Below are 17,714 nucleotides of genomic sequence, written 5' to 3'. Positions count from 1 at the left end.
TTATATATTTATTACCCATATGTCGTCAGCATGCAACAAAAAACGACAATTATCCCCTTGGGGAAACCTTGTCAATTTCCCCTTACCCATCATAAACATCGGCATTCAGCTCGATAATATTGCAATCCGGGTCCAAAATATAGATCTGCGGGAACCCTGCTTTGGCATGAGGGCGAGCATCACAGGGAATCCCCTTCTCCTCCAGCCATTTTCTTGTGCCCTCATAGCTGCTGACACGCAAGGCCAAATGCCCATCTCTTGAGTCTATTTTCCCATCCCGCAGCGTTTGTCCTTCATGTACAATCAGATGCAGCTGCTGCCCGCCTTCTGCAACCGCAAACCATGCACCCTCAAAATCAAACGGCGGCCGTTCCAGCTCCTTCAGTCCGAGAACCTCTGTATAAAAAGTTTTGGAGCGCTTCAAATCACGGATAACAAGGCTAACATGATGTATTCCTTCATAGGTAATCATTTCATCGTCTCCCTTTGACTTAGCATGTACTTGCTTTACGCTACTATATCGATTATTATCACAATTTGGCAACCATCAAATACGACAAAAGAACTATTTTCGACAGTTATCTCTGTTTTTTACGCTGGAATTGATTTGAAGTATAGACCCTGTTACTTTTGGATGATATAATTTGCTCGTAAGTAAGATATTAACATCTGAAGGAGATATGCTAATGAATTGGTTACAGGGCTTATCGTTTAAAAAGAAACTTCAGTTCGGCTGCTACCTGTTGGTGGCTGTTTACTCCATTGGACTTCTGATCATTAGCTTGGAATCACAAAAAAGCTTGATTCTGGGAGTTATCTTCTTAGTTGTCATGATCGGGCTAAGCTTTCCTTTTATCAACTGGTTTGAGAGAACGCTTACAGAACCGATTAACAACATCTCGCGCGTCGCACTCAGCATCTCCAAAGGCGATTTCTCCCAAAAGGTAGAAGTGCAGTCCGATGATGCGCTCGGTGAGCTTGGAACTGCTTTTAATAAAATGATGGAACGACTTCGCGAAATTTTACAGGATACCGGTAGTATGTCGAAGCATGTATTCGATTCCAGTCGAGATATTTTTTTCAAAAATGAAAACTTGAAAAATATCCTTGAGCAGGTTGCTGTTTCTTCCAATGAACTGGCTTCCGGTGCCAACCAAATATCCGAAGAAATATCTGATATTTCCGTGTCCACCAAAGAAATTGAAAATAAGGTAACTACCTTTACCGCTTCCACCCACGAAATGAATTCAAGATCCGGGCATATGTTAGCCTTGGTCCAAAATGGTCTGCAGGCCGTTGAAACGCAAAGCGCAGGCATGAAACGCAACGTCGAAGCTACCGCGAATGTGTCAAGAACGATCGACCAGCTGGCTGAACAAGCTAATGGAATTTCCCAGATTACACGGACAATTTCCGAAATTGCCGAGCAAACCAACCTGTTGTCCTTGAATGCATCCATCGAAGCAGCTCGTGCGGGTGAGCATGGCAAAGGATTTGCTGTCGTTGCGCAGGAGGTTCGTAAGCTCGCCGAAGAGTCTACTACGTCCACCAAAGAAGTATTCCATCTCGTCAAATCGATCGAGGGCGGCATCCACCAAGCACTCACGCACATTGCACAAAATGAGGAAATTGTTAACAAACAAACTCAACTGATCACAGAAACCGAGAAAATATTTGCCGACATCGTCAGCAGTGTCACCTTTATTTCCGAGCAAATTGCCACCTTTGCAGATGACAGCCAGATGATGCTGGACAGCGCACAACGCATATCCGGCACAATGGAGAGCATCTCCGCCATTACCCAGCAATCCGCTGCCGGAACGGAGGAAGTATCGGCCTCGATGAACGAGCAAATTGTTGCTGTTCAAGAGATCGTAGACAAGTCGGAGCAAATGACCAAGCTGGTATCTAAATTACAGCAAACGATGCAGTTGTTCAAGCTGTAACCTGCCTGATTGTTGCTCATTTAATCCTCTACATATATATCCACTGTCCGTGACCTCCATACCAAGAAGGTTAAGCCGTTACAGGCTTGACTTGCAATTAGCCTATGGATCGTTCCAATAAATGCCGGAGTGACGCACAATGTAGTGCAGACACCCCGGCTTTTTTATCGTCTATTCCGTCAGCTTCAGAAATTCGCGCACATCCTGAACAGATAAATCCATTGCATTTTGCCAAAAATCTGCTTGTCGCAGATCGACGCCAAGGTGCTTCTCCGCAAGCTCCTCCACGGTCATTCTCCCGGTATCACGCAGCAATGCCACATATTTATCCTCAAAGGCAGCCCCTTGACGAACCGCTTCCGCATAGATGCCAGCACTAAACATATATCCGAAGGTATATGGGAAGTTATAAAACGGCACCTCTGTAATATAAAAATGCAGCTTGGATGCCCAAAAATGCGGGTGATATTCCGCGAGTGAATCCTTGTAGCCTTGCTTTTGCGCTTCCACCATTAGCTCATTAAGCCGCTCAACGCTGACCAAGCCTTTGCTGCGTTCCTCATAAAACTTCGTTTCAAATAAAAAACGCGCATGAATATTCATATAAAAGGCTACCGAGCGTTGAATTTTGTCCTCCAGCAGAGTTAGACGCTCTTCAGCGTTAACCGCGCTTTTCATAGCTGCATCAGATACAATTAGCTCCGCAAACGTTGAAGCCGTTTCCGCCACATTCATCGCATAATCCTGCGCCAGCGCCGGCAAATCATTCATCACATGCTGATGATAACCATGACCCAGCTCATGTGCCAGAGTGGATACATTCGAGGCTGTGCCCGCATACGTCATGAAAATCCGCGTTTGCTCGGCGATCGGGAAGGAGGTGCAGAAACCACCCGGTCTTTTGCCCGGCCGATCCTCAGCTTCGATCCATCCCTTGTCAAAGGCCTGGGCCGAGAAGTCAGCCAGCTTTGGACTAAAGCGTCGAAATTGATCAACGATCAGCTGCGCACCTTCGTCATAAGTGAAATGCTTGCTGCCTTGACCGACAGGAGCCTCTACATCGTACCAGCTCAGTCGTTCTACTCCAAGCAGCTTCGCCTTGCGCTGTAAATATTCGACAAACACATCCTTGCTCTTGTCAATCACACCCCACATCGCATCCAGTGTCTCCTTGGACATCCGGTTGATGGACAGAGGTTCTTTATGTATTCCTTCCCAGCCGCGGCGCTCATACAGCTTCAAACGGAATCCGGCCAAATGATTCAGGGCATCGGCGCAATAGTCGGCATGCTCACCCCATTGCTTCTCCCAGAGACCAAATAACTGCTGACGTACGGTACGATCGGGATGATGCATTTTATTCGCCGCCTGACCGGCAGACAGCTCCAGCACTTCCCCGTTTTCTTCGAACTTGATGCGAAATTTGCTTACCGTTGTGTTATAGGCTTCGCCCCAGCCATGATAGCCGTCAATAGCCAGATCATTGATCAGTGCTTCCTGCTCAGGTGGCAGCTTCTCTGCTGCAAGTGCACGGCGTTCTGTCAACGGATAGGCGATTTCCTTAAGCTCTGGACTCGACAGCAGCCTTTCCCAATCCGCTTCGCTGATCTCTGCCAAATACTGATCGAATCGTGTCATGACAGACGCATAGGTCGCGTACGATGTTTTCACACGATCAGCCAAACCGATAGCAGCCTTATCCGCCTGATTCTCGGCAGCAAGGCAGGCTACAAATGAGTCGGACTCCCGCAATTTCTTTGCAATGGATTGCAGAAGGTCCAGAATCGGCAGCAATGCTGTTGTATCCACAGGTGTTGGTAAGGACTTTAATCCATCCAGCTGAGCCTCTAATTGGGTAATCTCGGTACGCATTCCCTCCAAGAAAGCCAAGAAAGCCGTTGAACTGCTGCCTCCACTGAAAAATGTTTCCAAATCCCATGTTTGCTGTAACGGTTTCAACATATGAGCATCGCACCTTTCCTTAAAATAAAGTATCATTACTATTAAACCATATTTATCGTCACAGCCAAAATAGTTCATCCCAGATTTTGGTTGAATTGTTGCGTAGGTTATGTTTAAATGATGACTATAGATCTATTGACAGGAGTTGACCGCAGCATGAAACCTTTACAGATCTCTGCCGAAACGGCGCAAAAGCTTGCCAAACAGTTAAATATCCCGTTGGAGCACCTGATGCATATGCCGCAGCATATTTTATTGCAAAAGATGGCCGAGCTTGCCAAGCAAATACCAGAACCAGCATCTGATTCGGAAGCAGCAGACAGCAAGAAGCAGGAACCTCATTCATGATTCCTTTTCTCAATACTTGGCCTTATGAGTTGATCCAGCAGGATGTATACTTTCAGGACTGCCCGCTTTGTGGTAAATCCAATGTATTACTGCCATTCAAAAGAAAAGACCTTCCCGAACTTATCAGCGGCGTCAAAAAACTTCTGGTGCTCCCCTGCTGCCTGAACAAGCTCATGATTGTAGGAGCCGATCGTGACTATTTACTTGCTAACCAACCTTTAAGAAATCAACGCTGACAAGCCCCTCAAAGCGATTGCCGGCTCTGTTCAGGAGTGTAAATAAGCATGAACCCTATCGCCTTTACCGATGCTTGCGTACTGATTGCTTTAAGCTACGCCGCTTTAAAATTAAAGCATCGTTTATTTATGGAGCGCTATGAGCTGTGGAGCGCTCCATTGTTGACGGGGTTGGCCTGCATTATTATTATGCTTCAACCCCATTTTGGCGATCCTTTTGCGGCTATTCTGTATTGTATCCCGATTATTATGGCAGGTCTTCGCTTTGGTTGGATGATCGCTTTGCTTTCTACCCTGCCACCAGCTATTTACCTGCTCATGAGTGAACCTTTCGAAGAAAGCAGCTTTCTTCGAATCCTGCAGGAATTGTTGGCTCCAGCTCTTGTGAGTTCATGGTTTCACAAAAAAGAGAGCGCTTCCGCTTATGCTGAAATTCCTTTTATGGACGGTCTCAAGATTTGCGGAATTCTCGGTCTGACCCGGTTTCTGTTTGGCGGCTACCTGTATTCGAATACCCATATCGCTGATTATTTCAGTCAGCTGCTGCCGCTTCTGCTGTTCGCACTCGTGATTATTGTGTTGATCGCTATGTACAACGATGATAATCGGACTTGGGTGCATCAGCACCGATTGGAGATTCAAGCCAATCAGGATAGACTGACAGGACTCCCCAATCTGCGCAGCTTTATGAATATCGCTCAAAATACAACCAGACGTCGACCGCTTTCCATCATGATGATCGATATTGATAATTTCAAGCGTTTTAATGATACATACGGGCATTTACAGGGCGATCTCCTGTTGTGCGAGGTTGGACAGCTATTAAGCTCCATTATTCATGAGCATGACTACGCCGCCCGTTATGGGGGTGAGGAGTTTATTGTCTTAAGCCATATCACTGATAACGTTCAGTTGTCCGCTTATGCCCATAAGCTGTGTCATGCTGTCTCTTCACATCGATCCCACAGTCAGGAAGGAACAGGCGTTACGATTTCCATCGGGATTTCAGTCTCCTTCAATCTGCAGGCAGATCTGCTGCGAATTATTTCGGAAGCCGATGAAGCACTGTATGCTTCCAAGCATGGCGGCAAAAACCGATTTACATTGCATCCCTCGATCATGGCCATCACAACAAAAAACGCTTAGTGCCAGGGTTTCCATAATAGACCTCTGTGCACAAAGCGTTTTTTAATAAAATTATAGTTTACAGCGGTTACGATTAATCCACACTTCCAAGCTCGGCAAGCTCGACCTTATCAGCCAGCATGTCCTCTCTTGTAACAGCCCACTGCTCACGCGATGCCCGGATCATCCCTGCATCATTAATCCGTTTATCGTTGATAACTCTGCCAAACCATTTGACAGCTTCACCATAATGCTTCATTCTACGATTTAATTCTCCAATCAAATACATAAGCCGGGCATTATTCAACTCGCCAGTTTCCGTCTCCAGTACACTCGTGTAGGCATCCAGCGCGAATTGCAAAAAACGTTTCTCCTGCTGTTCATCGTTTTTATAACGGTACAGCCAGGCAATGTGATGGAGCAAGCCTGCAATCACTCGTCCCTTTTCATTACGCAGCTGCGCGCATACCAAGGCCAGCTTGTACGTATACATGGCATCCTCCCAGCTGCGCTCCATGCCATAGTCCTTGTAAGTCCAATTATGGACAATCCGCTCCTCCACAGCCTGACGCTGCTCGGCAGTAAACTTGGTGATCGAATTCTCTGTACTGGCGTAACCGCAAAACGGACAAACTCTGACAACGTAATAGTCGGGATTCGTGTCCTTATAATGAATACAAAAATCAGTATCCGTTTTGGTCGCTTTTTTAAAGCTCGGCCTTACTCTTGATGTTTGGAAGGAGTTCTCACAATAAGCACAATCCGCCTTGACCTGAAATAAAGGTTCAACCATAAACACACTTCCTTTTATGCGTTCGTATTAATAAAATGGTGGGCAGGCCCGTTCAGCCTCTCCAGCATAAATTTCTGTAACTCCGGGTTTATTCCCGTTTGTTCCATCGCCTGCTTCATACAGCCAAGCCAAGCCTCAGCCCGCTGCGGCGTGATTTCAAAAGGCAGGTGCCGGGCACGCATCATTGGATGACCGTATTGATCCGAATACAGCGGCGGCCCCCCGAAAAATTGTGTCAAAAACAAAATCTGTTTTTCCATAACCGGTTCAATATGGGCAGGAAATAAAGGCCCAATTAAAGGATTAGCCTGTACCAACGGATAAAAGGCTTCCACAAGACGGCGAATGGCCGCCTCTCCCCCGATGGCTTGATATGGTGTCATGGATGGTTGTGAATCCTGTTGTTCAGTCATAGCGCTTCTCACCTATCTATTTGGCTTCATTAAGTATACAAACAAAAAAAGATGCTAATGCCCAGGCAATTAGCATCCGTTACCTGAGAAGGAACCGCTGCATAAGTAGGCTAGCTTTCCAAATCCTCTTCGTTGGAAGCCATTAAGGTTTCCTTGATTACAAAAGTAAACGCACATACGAGAATTCCAGCGATAATGCTCATCATGAGAATCAGCTCCCAATCTCATAGTAGTACAATTGTACCATATTTTTTTTGAAAATTCAGCAATTTAGCTGACTATTGTAATTTTTTTATGATAGTTTGTCCCCATATTGCAGGCATGTCTACCTATTGGGCTACATATGGATAAGAGATGCAGCCTCATAAGCGGGAGGGTTATTAAATGAAGGTTAACAATTTCGCGGTCACTTACGGGATTGGCTTAATGGCAGTTGGCTTATTGATCTCCATGCTCTTCTTTCCAGCACAAGCTCTTCACGCCTCTCTGAAAGGTTTATCGATATGGTGGGATATTTTGTTTCCAGCATTATTTCCTTTTCTTGTCGTTTCCGAAATGATGCTGGGCCTGGGCATCGTCCATTTTTTTGGGATGCTGCTGGACCCGGTCATGCGTCCCGTGTTTCGCATTCCTGGGACAGGCGGTTTTGTGATGGCTATGGGCTTCGCCGCCGGTTATCCGGTCGCTGCCAAGCTCACCTCACAGCTATGGGAACAACGGTTGGTTAACCGTGAAGAGGGGGAACGGCTTGTGGCATTCACAACCAGCTCTGATCCCATCTTCCTGATCGGAGCCGTTTCGGTCGGATTTTTCCATGATGTGAGCCTTGCCGTTATTTTGGCTGCCGCTCATTACGGTACTGCTATCCTCGTTGGCTTGATGATGAGGTTTCACGGAGGTTCAGCTTCCAAGAAGGTAACAGAGCCAGCACCTCAAACTGCCGGCCATACATCGTCTCGCCTCTTAACCCGCGCCTTTAAAGCGATGCATCGGGCGAGATTGCTTGATGGAAGGAGTCTTGGCGAAATGCTGAGGCAGGCTGTTCAATCCTCTCTGCAGTTGGTGATGGTAATTGGCGGTCTCGTAGTGTTTTTTGCTGTTGTCATAGAAATTATGACCTCCATACAGGTGATGCCGATTGTATATAAGGGGATTAATGCCGTGCTTCAATTATTTGGTGTGCCAACTGCGCTTTCCGAAGCGGTAGCTGGAGGATTATTCGAGGTCACACTTGGAGCCAAGGCCGCAGGCAGTGCGCCCGCATCGATCAGTCTGATGCACAAAGCAGCTATCGCCGCATTTATCCTGTCATGGGCTGGATTATCTGTGCATGCACAAATCATCTCGATTCTACATCACACGAATCTGCGCTACTTTCCATTCGTTATGGCAAGGCTTATACATGGGCTATTGGCTGCCACTGCTGTAATTCTGTTATGGGAGCCCATGCAGTCGTACCGTGGAGCCACGGCCCTCTCACTGCCTGTGATGAGTTTATCGACCGCAGCATTACCAACCAAGCCCAGTTCTGTGCTAACATGGATAGCAGCAGCGTGTATAGGTGTGCTTTTGGGCCTGCTCATGTTTTATGCTTTGCATCTTGCGGTTAAACAATGTATGAAGTGGTTAAAATGACCAATAAAATTAAAATTTCGGGAAGGTAGGCTAAACGATGAATACCAAGAATCCTTATTCTACTATCGGGTTGCCGCTGGAAATCGAGCGTTTAAGCGAGCTTGCTTATAATTTGTGGTTTAGCTGGAACGATGCGGCCAAGGCCCTATTTTCCCTTATTGATCCCAAGCGATGGGAACAGACTCTGCATAATCCCGTACGCCTGCTGCTGGAAACCGATTCCGAGGTTTGGAACACTTTAAGCAAGGATCGTCCTTTTCTGGAGCAATATGAGCGTGTATGTGAGCAGTTTGATACCTATCTTAGTGAAACCACCTGGTTTCAAAAAAGCTACCCCGAGCATCTTCAACACCGTATCGCTTACTTTTCCGCCGAGTTCGGTTTTCACGAATCGTTGCAAATTTACTCCGGTGGTCTTGGCATCTTGGCTGGTGACCATTGCAAATCGTCAAGTGATCTGGGTATTCCATTAGTCGGTATTGGACTTCTATATAAACGCGGTTACTTTTTGCAAAAAATCAATCAGGATGGCCAGCAGCAGGCTGAACAGATCGTCTATGATTTTAACCATCTGCCCATCCTTCCCGTCTCCAATAACAATGGTGAACAGCTCCTTATCACCGTTTCCATTGCTGACCGTACGGTCCATCTTCGAATCTGGCAGGTCCGGATTGGACGCAATTCCGTATATCTACTCGATTCTGATGTGGAAGGCAACAGCCCCTGGGATCGTGAATTAACGGCTCAGCTGTATGGCGGCGACCAGGATATTCGCATTGCGCAGGAGCTGCTGCTTGGAATGGGCGGCGTTAAGGCACTGCGGGCACTTGAGCTGCCAACAGCGGTTTATCATATTAATGAGGGCCACGCAGCCTTTCAGGCTTTTGAAAGAATCCGCGAGCAGCTCGATAATGGCATCCCCTTCCATATTGCCCTGGAGGTGATTCGCTCCAGCTCTATTTTTACAACGCATACACCTGTTCCGGCTGGCCACGATGCGTTCACCCAAAGTATGGTTGAATATTATTGCAGCAGCTTGTTGAATCGCTGGAATGATCACAGGCATGAATTCCTGCAGCTCGGCATGGACGAAGCCAAGCAGCTGTTCAACATGACACACCTGGCTCTCAACACAGCCGCATTGCGCAATGGTGTCAGTAAGCTGCACGGTGAAGTGTCACGGGATATGTTCCGTTCGTTTCACAACAACATTGGCGTTCAGGAGGTACCGATCCATCATATTACCAATGGTGTCCACATGCCGACCTGGCTTGCACCGGAGCTGAAGGAGCTGTACAGCCGGTTTCTGCCTGGAAGATGGCTGGAGGATCAAACAAGCGGCAACCTCTGGAAGTCCTTAGAGCTAATCCCTGCCGAGTCCTTGTGGGAAACTCATGTGGTGCTCAAGGAGCGTATGATCCGGTTTGCCCGCAGCAATCTCCGTGAACAGTTTACTAGAAACGGCCAACCTGCCGAGATCATTGAAGGTGTACATAGCTATCTATCCGCACGAGCGCTAACTATCGGCTTCGCACGCCGGTTTGCCACGTACAAGCGGGCCAATCTTATATTTAGCGATTTGGATCGTTTGGACAGGCTGGTCAATGATCCCGAACGTCCGGTGCAATTTCTGTTTGCAGGTAAAGCCCACCCTGCTGATCAGCCTGGCCAGGACATGATTCGCGACATTTATCGTGTATCCCAAATGAATCGTTTTCGCGGCAAAATTATTTTGCTTGAAAATTACGATATGAATATGGCCCGTCACCTGGTTCAAGGTGTGGATGTTTGGCTCAACAATCCGCGCCGTCCTTACGAAGCAAGCGGCACCAGCGGTCAGAAAGCAGCCATGAATGGGGTCATCAACTTCAGTATATTGGATGGCTGGTGGGAAGAAGGCTATAACGGTACCAATGGCTGGAGCATCGAAGGTAATAATGAAGCAGATTGGCATACCCAGGAGCTTGAGAACACCGAATCCATCTATCGTCAGCTTGAGCAGGAAATTGTTCCTCTCTATTACAATGAAGGCAAGCTGCCGACCAAGTGGGTAGACCGGATGAAGCAGTCCATTCAATCCCTTGCACCTGTATACAATACAGACCGCATGGTGATGGACTATACCAACAAGGCTTATATGCCCTCTCTCAAAAGAACACTGCAATTTTTGGACAATGACTACGATCTGGTCACCAAGGTCGCGGATTATAAAAGGTTTATCATTTCCAATTGGCACCATGTTCGGTTTATTGAAATTCGTGATGATGTCAATGGACAATCTGCCGAATTCGCTGCCAAAGCCTCCAATGACAAGACACAGGGATTGAAGGAAGTAACGGCAACCCTCTCTTTCGGACCCATTTGGTATAAGGATACGGTCGTTGAAATTGTGTACTATGAGCAGCGCGGCGAGGATTGGTATCCCGTTGTGATTCAGATGGAGCCGAGTCGGGAGCTCGATAACCGTGTTGTCCAGTTTAAGGCTGTCATTGCTTCCCATCTGCAGCATCTGACCCACTACACCATACGAATCAGGCCGATCAGCCCAAGCTTTGTCAGCTCCTTTGAACTGCCATTGGTCACAACAACTTAATTAGCCTGACACAATAGCTTCATCTTCACCCGCTTCGCCCTTCAATTGGCATTAACCTGCTGACCTGAGGGGCGTTTGTACTTTCATCGCTTGCCGCCATTGTGTTATCCGCCAATATTGATTATGATGGAATTAACGTTTTCACAAATAACTGATTAATGGTGATTGAATGAATTGGGATCAAGCTTTAGCGCTGGAAATTGTTGTCCCCAAGATGAGCATAAGCCTTATTATCGTAGGTAAGACCAAGGAAGGTCTGCCCTTCTGCTATGAGGACAATTTCACTTTGCAACAAGTCAATGCTGAACAGATGGTCGCCACTATAGAGTTCCATACCTGGAACCCGCTAGAACAGCTGCAGGATATTGGTTTTATCGAAATCTCGTTCCGTGAACGAGGTATTTTGTATTATGCTTTTGTGGAACTGCTCCAACAATCCGTAAGTCAGGCTGTATGCTCACTGACCTTATCCGCACCTCATGAATTCCGTACCTTTCAAAATCGCAGAGCTAACCGGATTCAGCTTGATACCCGTACCCCCCTGACCTGTAGAGTGATTGGAGTACGCAAAGCCGCTTCGTACCAAGGTGAAGCCTTTTTCGGATTTATTCACGATATCTCTGCAGGCGGACTTTCTTTTGTAACCAATACGCGAATATTTTATCCTTTATTTCTTGAGCTTAGCTTTACACTGCCTGATGATCCACATGCCTATGTACTGCAAGGTGAAATCATCAGAGTATCCAATTATGCCCATGACTCCTATCGGTTTGCTGTTGAATTCCGCGATATCCCTGAGGCCACAGCACAGCTCATTAATGAATATTGCTCACGACCCCAGCTGTAAAAGGCCTGTCCTTATGACAAGCCCATAGAATATGCAGGAAATGCTTACGATGTTGGCTTTCCATTCGGAAAGCCCTTAGGATATGCTTACGAAGTCGGCTTTCCATTCGGAAAGCCCTTAGGAGGAAATGATTTGAAATATAATGTTATACATCGCGGTGATGATATATCGTTCCGCCTCATGCAGACGTTCCATCAATTGGTCGAGAAATACGACCTTGTTCATGAAGAGGAAAATCCTGATCTGGTGCTCTCTATTGGAGGCGACGGTACTCTTCTCCACGCTTTTCATCAATATAAGGATCAATTGGAAACGACGGCATTTGTAGGTATTCATACGGGCAGGCTTGGTTTTTTTGCCGATTGGAAGCCGGACGAGGTAGAATTATTAGCCGAGCTGATTGGCGAAAGTGCGGAGCAAAACGATCTTCGTATCGTCAAATATCCGTTGGTAGAAATTCAGATTACGACTCCTCTTGGAATCGAAACCCAGCTGGCACTGAATGAATTCACGTTGAAGGGCATTGACGCTACGCTGACCGCTCAGCTGCATATCAATGACGAACCATTGGAAACCTTCCGTGGAGACGGTATCTGTATTTCGACCCCAGCAGGCAGCACGGCGTATAATAAAAGCTTGGGCGGTGCCATTGTCCACCCTTCTCTGGATGCTATTCAGATTGCCGAGATCGCGTCGATCAACAACCGTGTGTATCGTACTCTGGGGTCTGCCATTATTTTGCCGAAGCATCATCACTGCGATATTTACCCTCGGGCGAGCCAAAATATACTGCTTTCACTCGATCATGTGTATACCCAGCGCAATGATATTTTATCGATCAGAAGCATGGTAGCGGCAGGCAAAAAGGTCAAGTTCGCGCGTTTTCGTCCGTTCCCCTTTTGGAGTCGTGTCCGTGAAGCGTTCATTGGCTACGAATCGGTTCAATAAACTGGTTACAACAACAACTCATAACTCCGCTATTTTTTGTGAAGTGTCCGATAATGGTGCGGGGTTATGCCCTCATGCTTTTTGAACAGGCGAATAAAGGTCGTTCTGCTGTAAATGCCAACCTTTTGCGAGATGTCGCTGATCGTCCAATTCGTTGACAGCAGCAGCTCCTTGGCTTTGGTCATTCGGAATTGACTAATGTACGTCGAGAGATGAACGCCTGTTTTCTCATGGAAAGCCCGCGAAATATATTTCGTGGAAACCCCCAATTCATTAGCTATTTTCTCCAAATACAAATCATGATGATAATTGTCCTCAATATAGTGCTTGATCATGGCAGCGAGCGAACTGGATTTTCCCTGCTCCTGATCCTCGGTATACTCAATTACGTTTTCAAAAAAATGAAGCAGCAGCCGTTTCTTTTCTTCAACTCCCAAATAAAGGTCAGACTTTTTATCCAGTGCCGCATGCTCCTGCTCCGTAATCAAATCGTGTGCATTCAGACCGTTTTCCCCAAGAAAGCGGCACCCCGTATAGTAAATAGCCGATAAAAGTGAAGATACAGCGGCATGTGAAGCGTTCAATCTATTCTTGTGAAGAAGGTCATCGATTTTGTTCGTCAGACTTTCAAGATTCCGCGTCTTCAGGCAGTTGATGATCATGTTCTCATCAATAAAGGAGTACGAATACTGCGTAACCGCAGGCGGCAGCTGCTGCGCATCGATCATTTGAAAATCCTTCTGCGGGTCCGCTGCTTCCAAGGCATGCACCGCATCCGTATAAGATTTGACCAGTCCCTGCATCCCGGTATGGACGGTTCCTATGCCAATATGAATATAGCAATACTGCGAGTCATAACGAAACGTATCCAGCAGCTGCTTCAGCCCGTCCTTGACCTGCTGCAGACTATCCTCCATGTCCCGCACATTGATGGCACAGGTGTACAGACACTCCCGCTCCTCCAAAATATAGGCGTTCACATGCGGCTGGATCAGCCCCCATACGATCTTCTTAAGCTTATCCAAAATAATCAGCCGTTCCGTATCCTGAATATCATCATAAAAAGCCGGCTTCAGTCCGAATTGGATGTAACAGCACATGTATGCCGGATGAATGAATTGAACCTGCTCGGCCAGCATTTTATGAAGCTCCTTCTCATTGATTGCTGTACTGCCCTGTACATAATTCAGCAGCGATTGATCCAGGTATTCCGTGGACTTGAGCTCAAGCTCATTTTTGAATTTGTGGTTATATTCGATCAACTGATGGATGCCTCTGCCGATCTGCTCAAACTCGTTCGCCGTCCCCGCTCTGCCTGCCGGTTCTTCTGCGAGCTCACTCTTGCTCATTAAAATATCACGGATGTGTTGAATAGGGTTGTACAGGTTAAAGGTGAAAATGAAGGAAAACAGGATGCCCACCACAACAAGAGCGAGACAGATCGTCACAATTAAAGTTACAAAATAGTTGATCTGCTCCTTAAAATCGGATACCGGGGTCATCGCATAATAGTTCCAGCCATAGCTTTCAGACTTGATATAATTGACGATATAATGCGTGCTGCCCAGCTTGAATTCACCATACTTGGCGTTGCCGGAGCCGAAATAACTGTTGAGCTCACTAAGCATACCGGAGTCCTGCATGCTTTTGTCACTGCTTAGAATGACATTGCCGTTATGGTCGCTCAGGATAAACGAGGTTGAAGGCGTGACAGCATGGTTCAGAATCGTCCTCTGCAGCATATCGACCGAAAGCGTCGTGACCAGAATCGCTTTATGACCATTGACCGTATTCATAAAAACGAGCGGAATTACGCTTGTATGCACACCATTATTGAGCTTTACCTCGGAAACCTGAAGAATCTCAATCGATTTTTCCGTGAGCAGCTTTTGCTTCCAGAATTGCTTATTGTACTGCTGAAAGGAATACCCCTTATCAAAATAATAATCAAAATCATCCAGACCTGCTGCGGTGTACACCTTCTGATTGTCCGCGAACAAAAACAGATTAACACTCAGGGCGCTGAGGTTGCCGGAGATTTTGGATAGTGTGTCTGGTATTTCCGCAATACGTACACGCTCCTGCAAATTGTATTCATCGTAAGGCAGCAGCAGCGGCCTTTTTTCATAAAAGAAGTTAATGCTGGTTTCCTGAATGGTACGCATATAAATTTCGATCGTATTGGCCGAGGACTGTAAATTCATTTGCACCTTTTGAGTAAATTCGTCCTGTAAGCGGTTACTGACATTGATATAAAAAACCGCTCCAATAATAATAATCGGGAGCAGCAGGGAGAGAAAATACAACAGAATGCGAAAAAATAATCGGTTTAATCTGGGCATACGTCTAGTCATCCATCGCATTCGTATCTTCCTCTCCCGCTGCCAAGCAGCCATTCATGATGAGTCATATCCGTCAAGCTTATACTAATGCATCCTGAGCACGAAAGTAAATGCCTAAAGCTGAACCGACTGACGAATGATCCAGATTTCGGCAACGTTCAATCGCTTGAAACCTCTTATACGCTGGAACGTCAATTTAATTTGTCCGTCGGCTAACGCCTCCTGCGGGATGGATGACTCCTGAATCGTCACCATGCCTTCCCGGACATGAATATCGTCCTGAAGCACATAAATGTCGTTGACTGTCAAGCGTACCCAGCAATCCCGGGACAGCTCGACGTCTACCGTATCACCCACATAGGCAACTTTGACAGTATAGGCAGAATCCGGGTCCAGATGCTGATAGGTGACATGAATAGGGGTATCCGCCAGCGCATTCACATGCTGCGCCCAGGCAAGCGGTACGCCGCCTAACGCGCGCTTCTTCTCTTCTTTCATTTTCAGCAAATAAATCGAAGGCGCAACCCGTGGTGAGTATAAATATCCGGGGTCCTCGTAACCGCCCATACCCGGATCTACCCGGCCTGCACTACGGTAAGAGCCCAAATTGTCGTAGCTGCCGCCAGGACCCGGATTCGTCCGACTCAAGGCCTGACGGATATGAAGCAGCCTTGCCTGCTCATCACCCAGCTCGCGTACCAGCCTGAACTGTGTACGCAGCCAATTGGCATCATTCAGCGGGGCATCGATCGTATCCATGAATGCTCCCCGATCAACAGCAATTGCATAATGACGCTCGACAGTAAGCTGGGAGCCAATATTGGCGAACAGCTCGTCGGCCAGCTCGCAGCAGCGCTGCTTATAGCCTTGAGCTACCGGAGCCGTATGGGCCTGCTCAAGAACCCGCTCGGCTTGCTCCACCGCATTTAAACTGCCCAGTCTGCCTGCATCGCGCAGCAGATCCTTGGCTTTATGCTCCAGCTCTGTTTCATAAATGAGCCGCCGCTTAACGTAGGCATCATAATAGGCGCGGATCAAGCCCATTTGAAAGCGGTACTGATTCAGTACCTGCGCCCCTCCCTCCTGCTCCATCTGCATCCACTGCTGTAAGGTCACTTCCACCTGGTCATTGATAATAAGCGGTCCGACCCAATTCTGCTCCAAAGCGAGCAGTCCCTGAGCCACACCCTCGGCAACCTCGCTGCCAAAGAACAGACGGGCAAAGTCGCGAAGTGTTTCAATCACAGGTGTGTCCGGATTCCAGTCCTGATCGCTCCACACAAATTTGTTCACATCATCGTTAATCCCTTCCGAGTACGATATGTTGCCATCGGCGTATGCAGCAAACTGGTTATGGATATGCTTCTCTGCCAAGGGGCGCGGGTTATACGATTCGCGGGCCGCTGTCATCGCCAGTGCCAAATCCCAATCCACCACCGGGTATTGGCAGTGGTAATTATGCGTAATATCCTCATAACGCCGAATCTGGTATTTCTGTGGGATCCGTTCCCTGTAAACGGGCAGCAGCTCATCGATATGCGGTCCGTACACAACGCCGCCAAGCCATTCAGGCTCTTGATTTACCTGCTCATAAAAAGCCTCGAGCCAAGGTCTTGGCTCATATTTCATTACCTGTGGAGACAGCCATATGCGCGCCTGCGGATGGTAGCGCTGCAGCAGCTCCGATAGTTCCCCTGACCATTCGAACAGCGGAACCGGATGCATTCCACCCGGATCGCTGCCGGGAATCATCACGGCGTCAATTCGCGAAAGCTTGCTGAAAATCTCCTCCCGCTCCGCCAGCTCCTCTCTGCGAACCTCGGCATCTGAATAATCCTCAGCCATATTGGGATACCAGATCCATACATTCAGGCCATAGGAATCAATAATCGCTGACAGCTGAATCATCATCTGGAGCGGATCTACCTTCATCAATGGACCTGTCGCATCATCATCGGTGCGCGGCGGTAAAATTTCAATACTGTTCGCTCCGAACAACGCCAGCTCACGGATGTACTGCTCATACTGCTCGACGCTCCAAGCGTCATAAGCGTTCGTCTTCGGGCGATAACCAAGCTGGTGACCGCGGATCGAAAAGCTTGGGGAGCTTACCAGGTGCGTCTGGACGCTCATGCCAATCGATTGCTCCTTCATCACCGCTTTACGCAGAAACCTCCCTACGCCGTACAGAACCCCGCGGGCGTCCTTGCCGATGATATACACGATCGGCCTTCCCGCTTGTGCTGCTGCATGCAGAATGAAGCCTTCAGGCTGTATTCTGCCGAGATCGGCCTCCAGCTCGCTCCTATGCAGGATAAGGTTATCCAGAGCTGCTGCTGTGCCCGCAATAATCAGCGGCTGCTGAAGCTCGGACGGCAAGCTGTCCAGCTGTGACCAGGTCACTCCTGTACGCTTTGCTACCTCCTCAATCAGTACCTGTATCGCTTTCGCTTCAGATCCGCGGGCTGCCGAGGAAGCAACAACGCAGGCTGCGGATAGTTCAATAACCGCTTTCATTTATATCCC

The 17,714-nt window shown here is 47.6% G+C and carries 14 protein-coding genes; 8 read left to right on the top strand and 6 right to left on the bottom strand.

Translation table 11 applies throughout. From position 1 onward, the window contains the following. Positions 1 to 82 precede the first annotated feature (82 nt). Positions 83 to 472, bottom strand: a complete 390-nt coding sequence (locus NST47_RS07850; protein WP_341154632.1) for a VOC family protein — start codon at positions 470 to 472, stop codon at positions 83 to 85. Positions 473 to 686: 214 nt separating this feature from the next. Here NST47_RS07850 and NST47_RS07845 point away from each other — a divergent pair, with 214 nt between their 5' ends. After that, positions 687 to 1,946 (top strand): methyl-accepting chemotaxis protein, encoded by a 1,260-nt coding sequence (locus tag NST47_RS07845; RefSeq protein WP_341154631.1) that lies wholly within the window; start codon positions 687 to 689, stop codon positions 1,944 to 1,946. A 171-nt stretch (positions 1,947 to 2,117) separates the two neighbouring features. On the opposite strand, the gene NST47_RS07840 is transcribed toward NST47_RS07845, so the two are convergent. Further along, positions 2,118 to 3,908 (bottom strand): M3 family oligoendopeptidase, encoded by a 1,791-nt coding sequence (locus tag NST47_RS07840; protein ID WP_341154630.1) that lies wholly within the window; start codon positions 3,906 to 3,908, stop codon positions 2,118 to 2,120. 156 nt (positions 3,909 to 4,064) lie between these two features. Between NST47_RS07840 and NST47_RS07835 the strand changes: the two genes are divergently transcribed. The 3 genes from NST47_RS07835 to NST47_RS07825 are packed head-to-tail and all read left to right on the top strand — an operon-like array spanning position 4,065 to position 5,638. Further along, positions 4,065 to 4,256, top strand: coding sequence for a YycC family protein (locus NST47_RS07835; RefSeq protein ID WP_341154629.1), 192 nt, complete (start codon positions 4,065 to 4,067; stop codon positions 4,254 to 4,256). Next, on the top strand, positions 4,253 to 4,492 hold the full coding sequence (locus NST47_RS07830; protein ID WP_076235552.1) for a hypothetical protein: 240 nt from the start codon (positions 4,253 to 4,255) through the stop codon (positions 4,490 to 4,492). Before NST47_RS07835 ends, NST47_RS07830 begins: the two co-directional genes overlap by 4 nt. Positions 4,493 to 4,540: 48 nt before the next feature. Beyond that, on the top strand, positions 4,541 to 5,638 hold the full coding sequence (locus NST47_RS07825; protein WP_341154628.1) for a GGDEF domain-containing protein: 1,098 nt from the start codon (positions 4,541 to 4,543) through the stop codon (positions 5,636 to 5,638). Positions 5,639 to 5,711: 73 nt separating this feature from the next. Here NST47_RS07825 and NST47_RS07820 read toward each other — a convergent pair whose 3' ends face one another. Both NST47_RS07820 and NST47_RS07815 read right to left on the bottom strand, forming a co-directional pair. Beyond that, on the bottom strand, positions 5,712 to 6,410 hold the full coding sequence (locus NST47_RS07820) for a DUF2225 domain-containing protein (RefSeq protein ID WP_341154627.1): 699 nt from the start codon (positions 6,408 to 6,410) through the stop codon (positions 5,712 to 5,714). 14 nt (positions 6,411 to 6,424) lie between these two features. Continuing rightward, a complete protein-coding gene (locus tag NST47_RS07815) occupies positions 6,425 to 6,823 on the bottom strand; it encodes a globin domain-containing protein (protein ID WP_341154626.1) in 399 nt (132 codons plus the stop codon). Positions 6,824 to 7,207: 384 nt separating this feature from the next. On the opposite strand from NST47_RS07815, the gene ylbJ reads away from it, so the two are divergent. From ylbJ to NST47_RS07795, 4 genes are all read left to right on the top strand, one after another. Further along, positions 7,208 to 8,458, top strand: coding sequence for a sporulation integral membrane protein YlbJ (gene ylbJ, locus NST47_RS07810; protein WP_341154625.1), 1,251 nt, complete (start codon positions 7,208 to 7,210; stop codon positions 8,456 to 8,458). Between the two features lie 37 nt (positions 8,459 to 8,495). Next, the gene (glgP, locus tag NST47_RS07805; protein WP_341154624.1) at positions 8,496 to 11,051 is read left to right on the top strand and encodes an alpha-glucan family phosphorylase; all 2,556 of its coding nucleotides are present in this window, start codon (positions 8,496 to 8,498) and stop codon (positions 11,049 to 11,051) included. A 169-nt stretch (positions 11,052 to 11,220) separates the two neighbouring features. Next, positions 11,221 to 11,898, top strand: a complete 678-nt coding sequence (locus NST47_RS07800) for a PilZ domain-containing protein (RefSeq protein WP_341154623.1) — start codon at positions 11,221 to 11,223, stop codon at positions 11,896 to 11,898. 132 nt (positions 11,899 to 12,030) lie between these two features. Next, the gene (locus tag NST47_RS07795) at positions 12,031 to 12,846 is read left to right on the top strand and encodes an NAD kinase (RefSeq protein WP_076235605.1); all 816 of its coding nucleotides are present in this window, start codon (positions 12,031 to 12,033) and stop codon (positions 12,844 to 12,846) included. A gap of 29 nt (positions 12,847 to 12,875) precedes the next feature. Here NST47_RS07795 and NST47_RS07790 read toward each other — a convergent pair whose 3' ends face one another. Together NST47_RS07790 and NST47_RS07785 are read right to left on the bottom strand one after the other, a co-directional pair. Next, positions 12,876 to 15,200 (bottom strand): helix-turn-helix domain-containing protein, encoded by a 2,325-nt coding sequence (locus tag NST47_RS07790; RefSeq protein ID WP_341154622.1) that lies wholly within the window; start codon positions 15,198 to 15,200, stop codon positions 12,876 to 12,878. Positions 15,201 to 15,302: 102 nt separating this feature from the next. After that, positions 15,303 to 17,705 carry an alpha-glucuronidase family glycosyl hydrolase gene (locus NST47_RS07785; RefSeq protein ID WP_341154621.1) on the bottom strand — a complete coding sequence of 801 codons (2,403 nt, stop codon included), beginning with the start codon at positions 17,703 to 17,705 and terminating at the stop codon, positions 15,303 to 15,305. Positions 17,706 to 17,714: the final 9 nt, after the last annotated feature.

Source organism: Paenibacillus sp. FSL H8-0034 (assembly GCF_038000305.1).
In the GTDB taxonomy this organism is placed as follows: domain Bacteria; phylum Bacillota; class Bacilli; order Paenibacillales; family NBRC-103111; genus Paenibacillus_S.
Note: the sequence above shows the minus strand (reverse complement) of the source record. Positions and strands in the feature narration are given on the sequence as shown.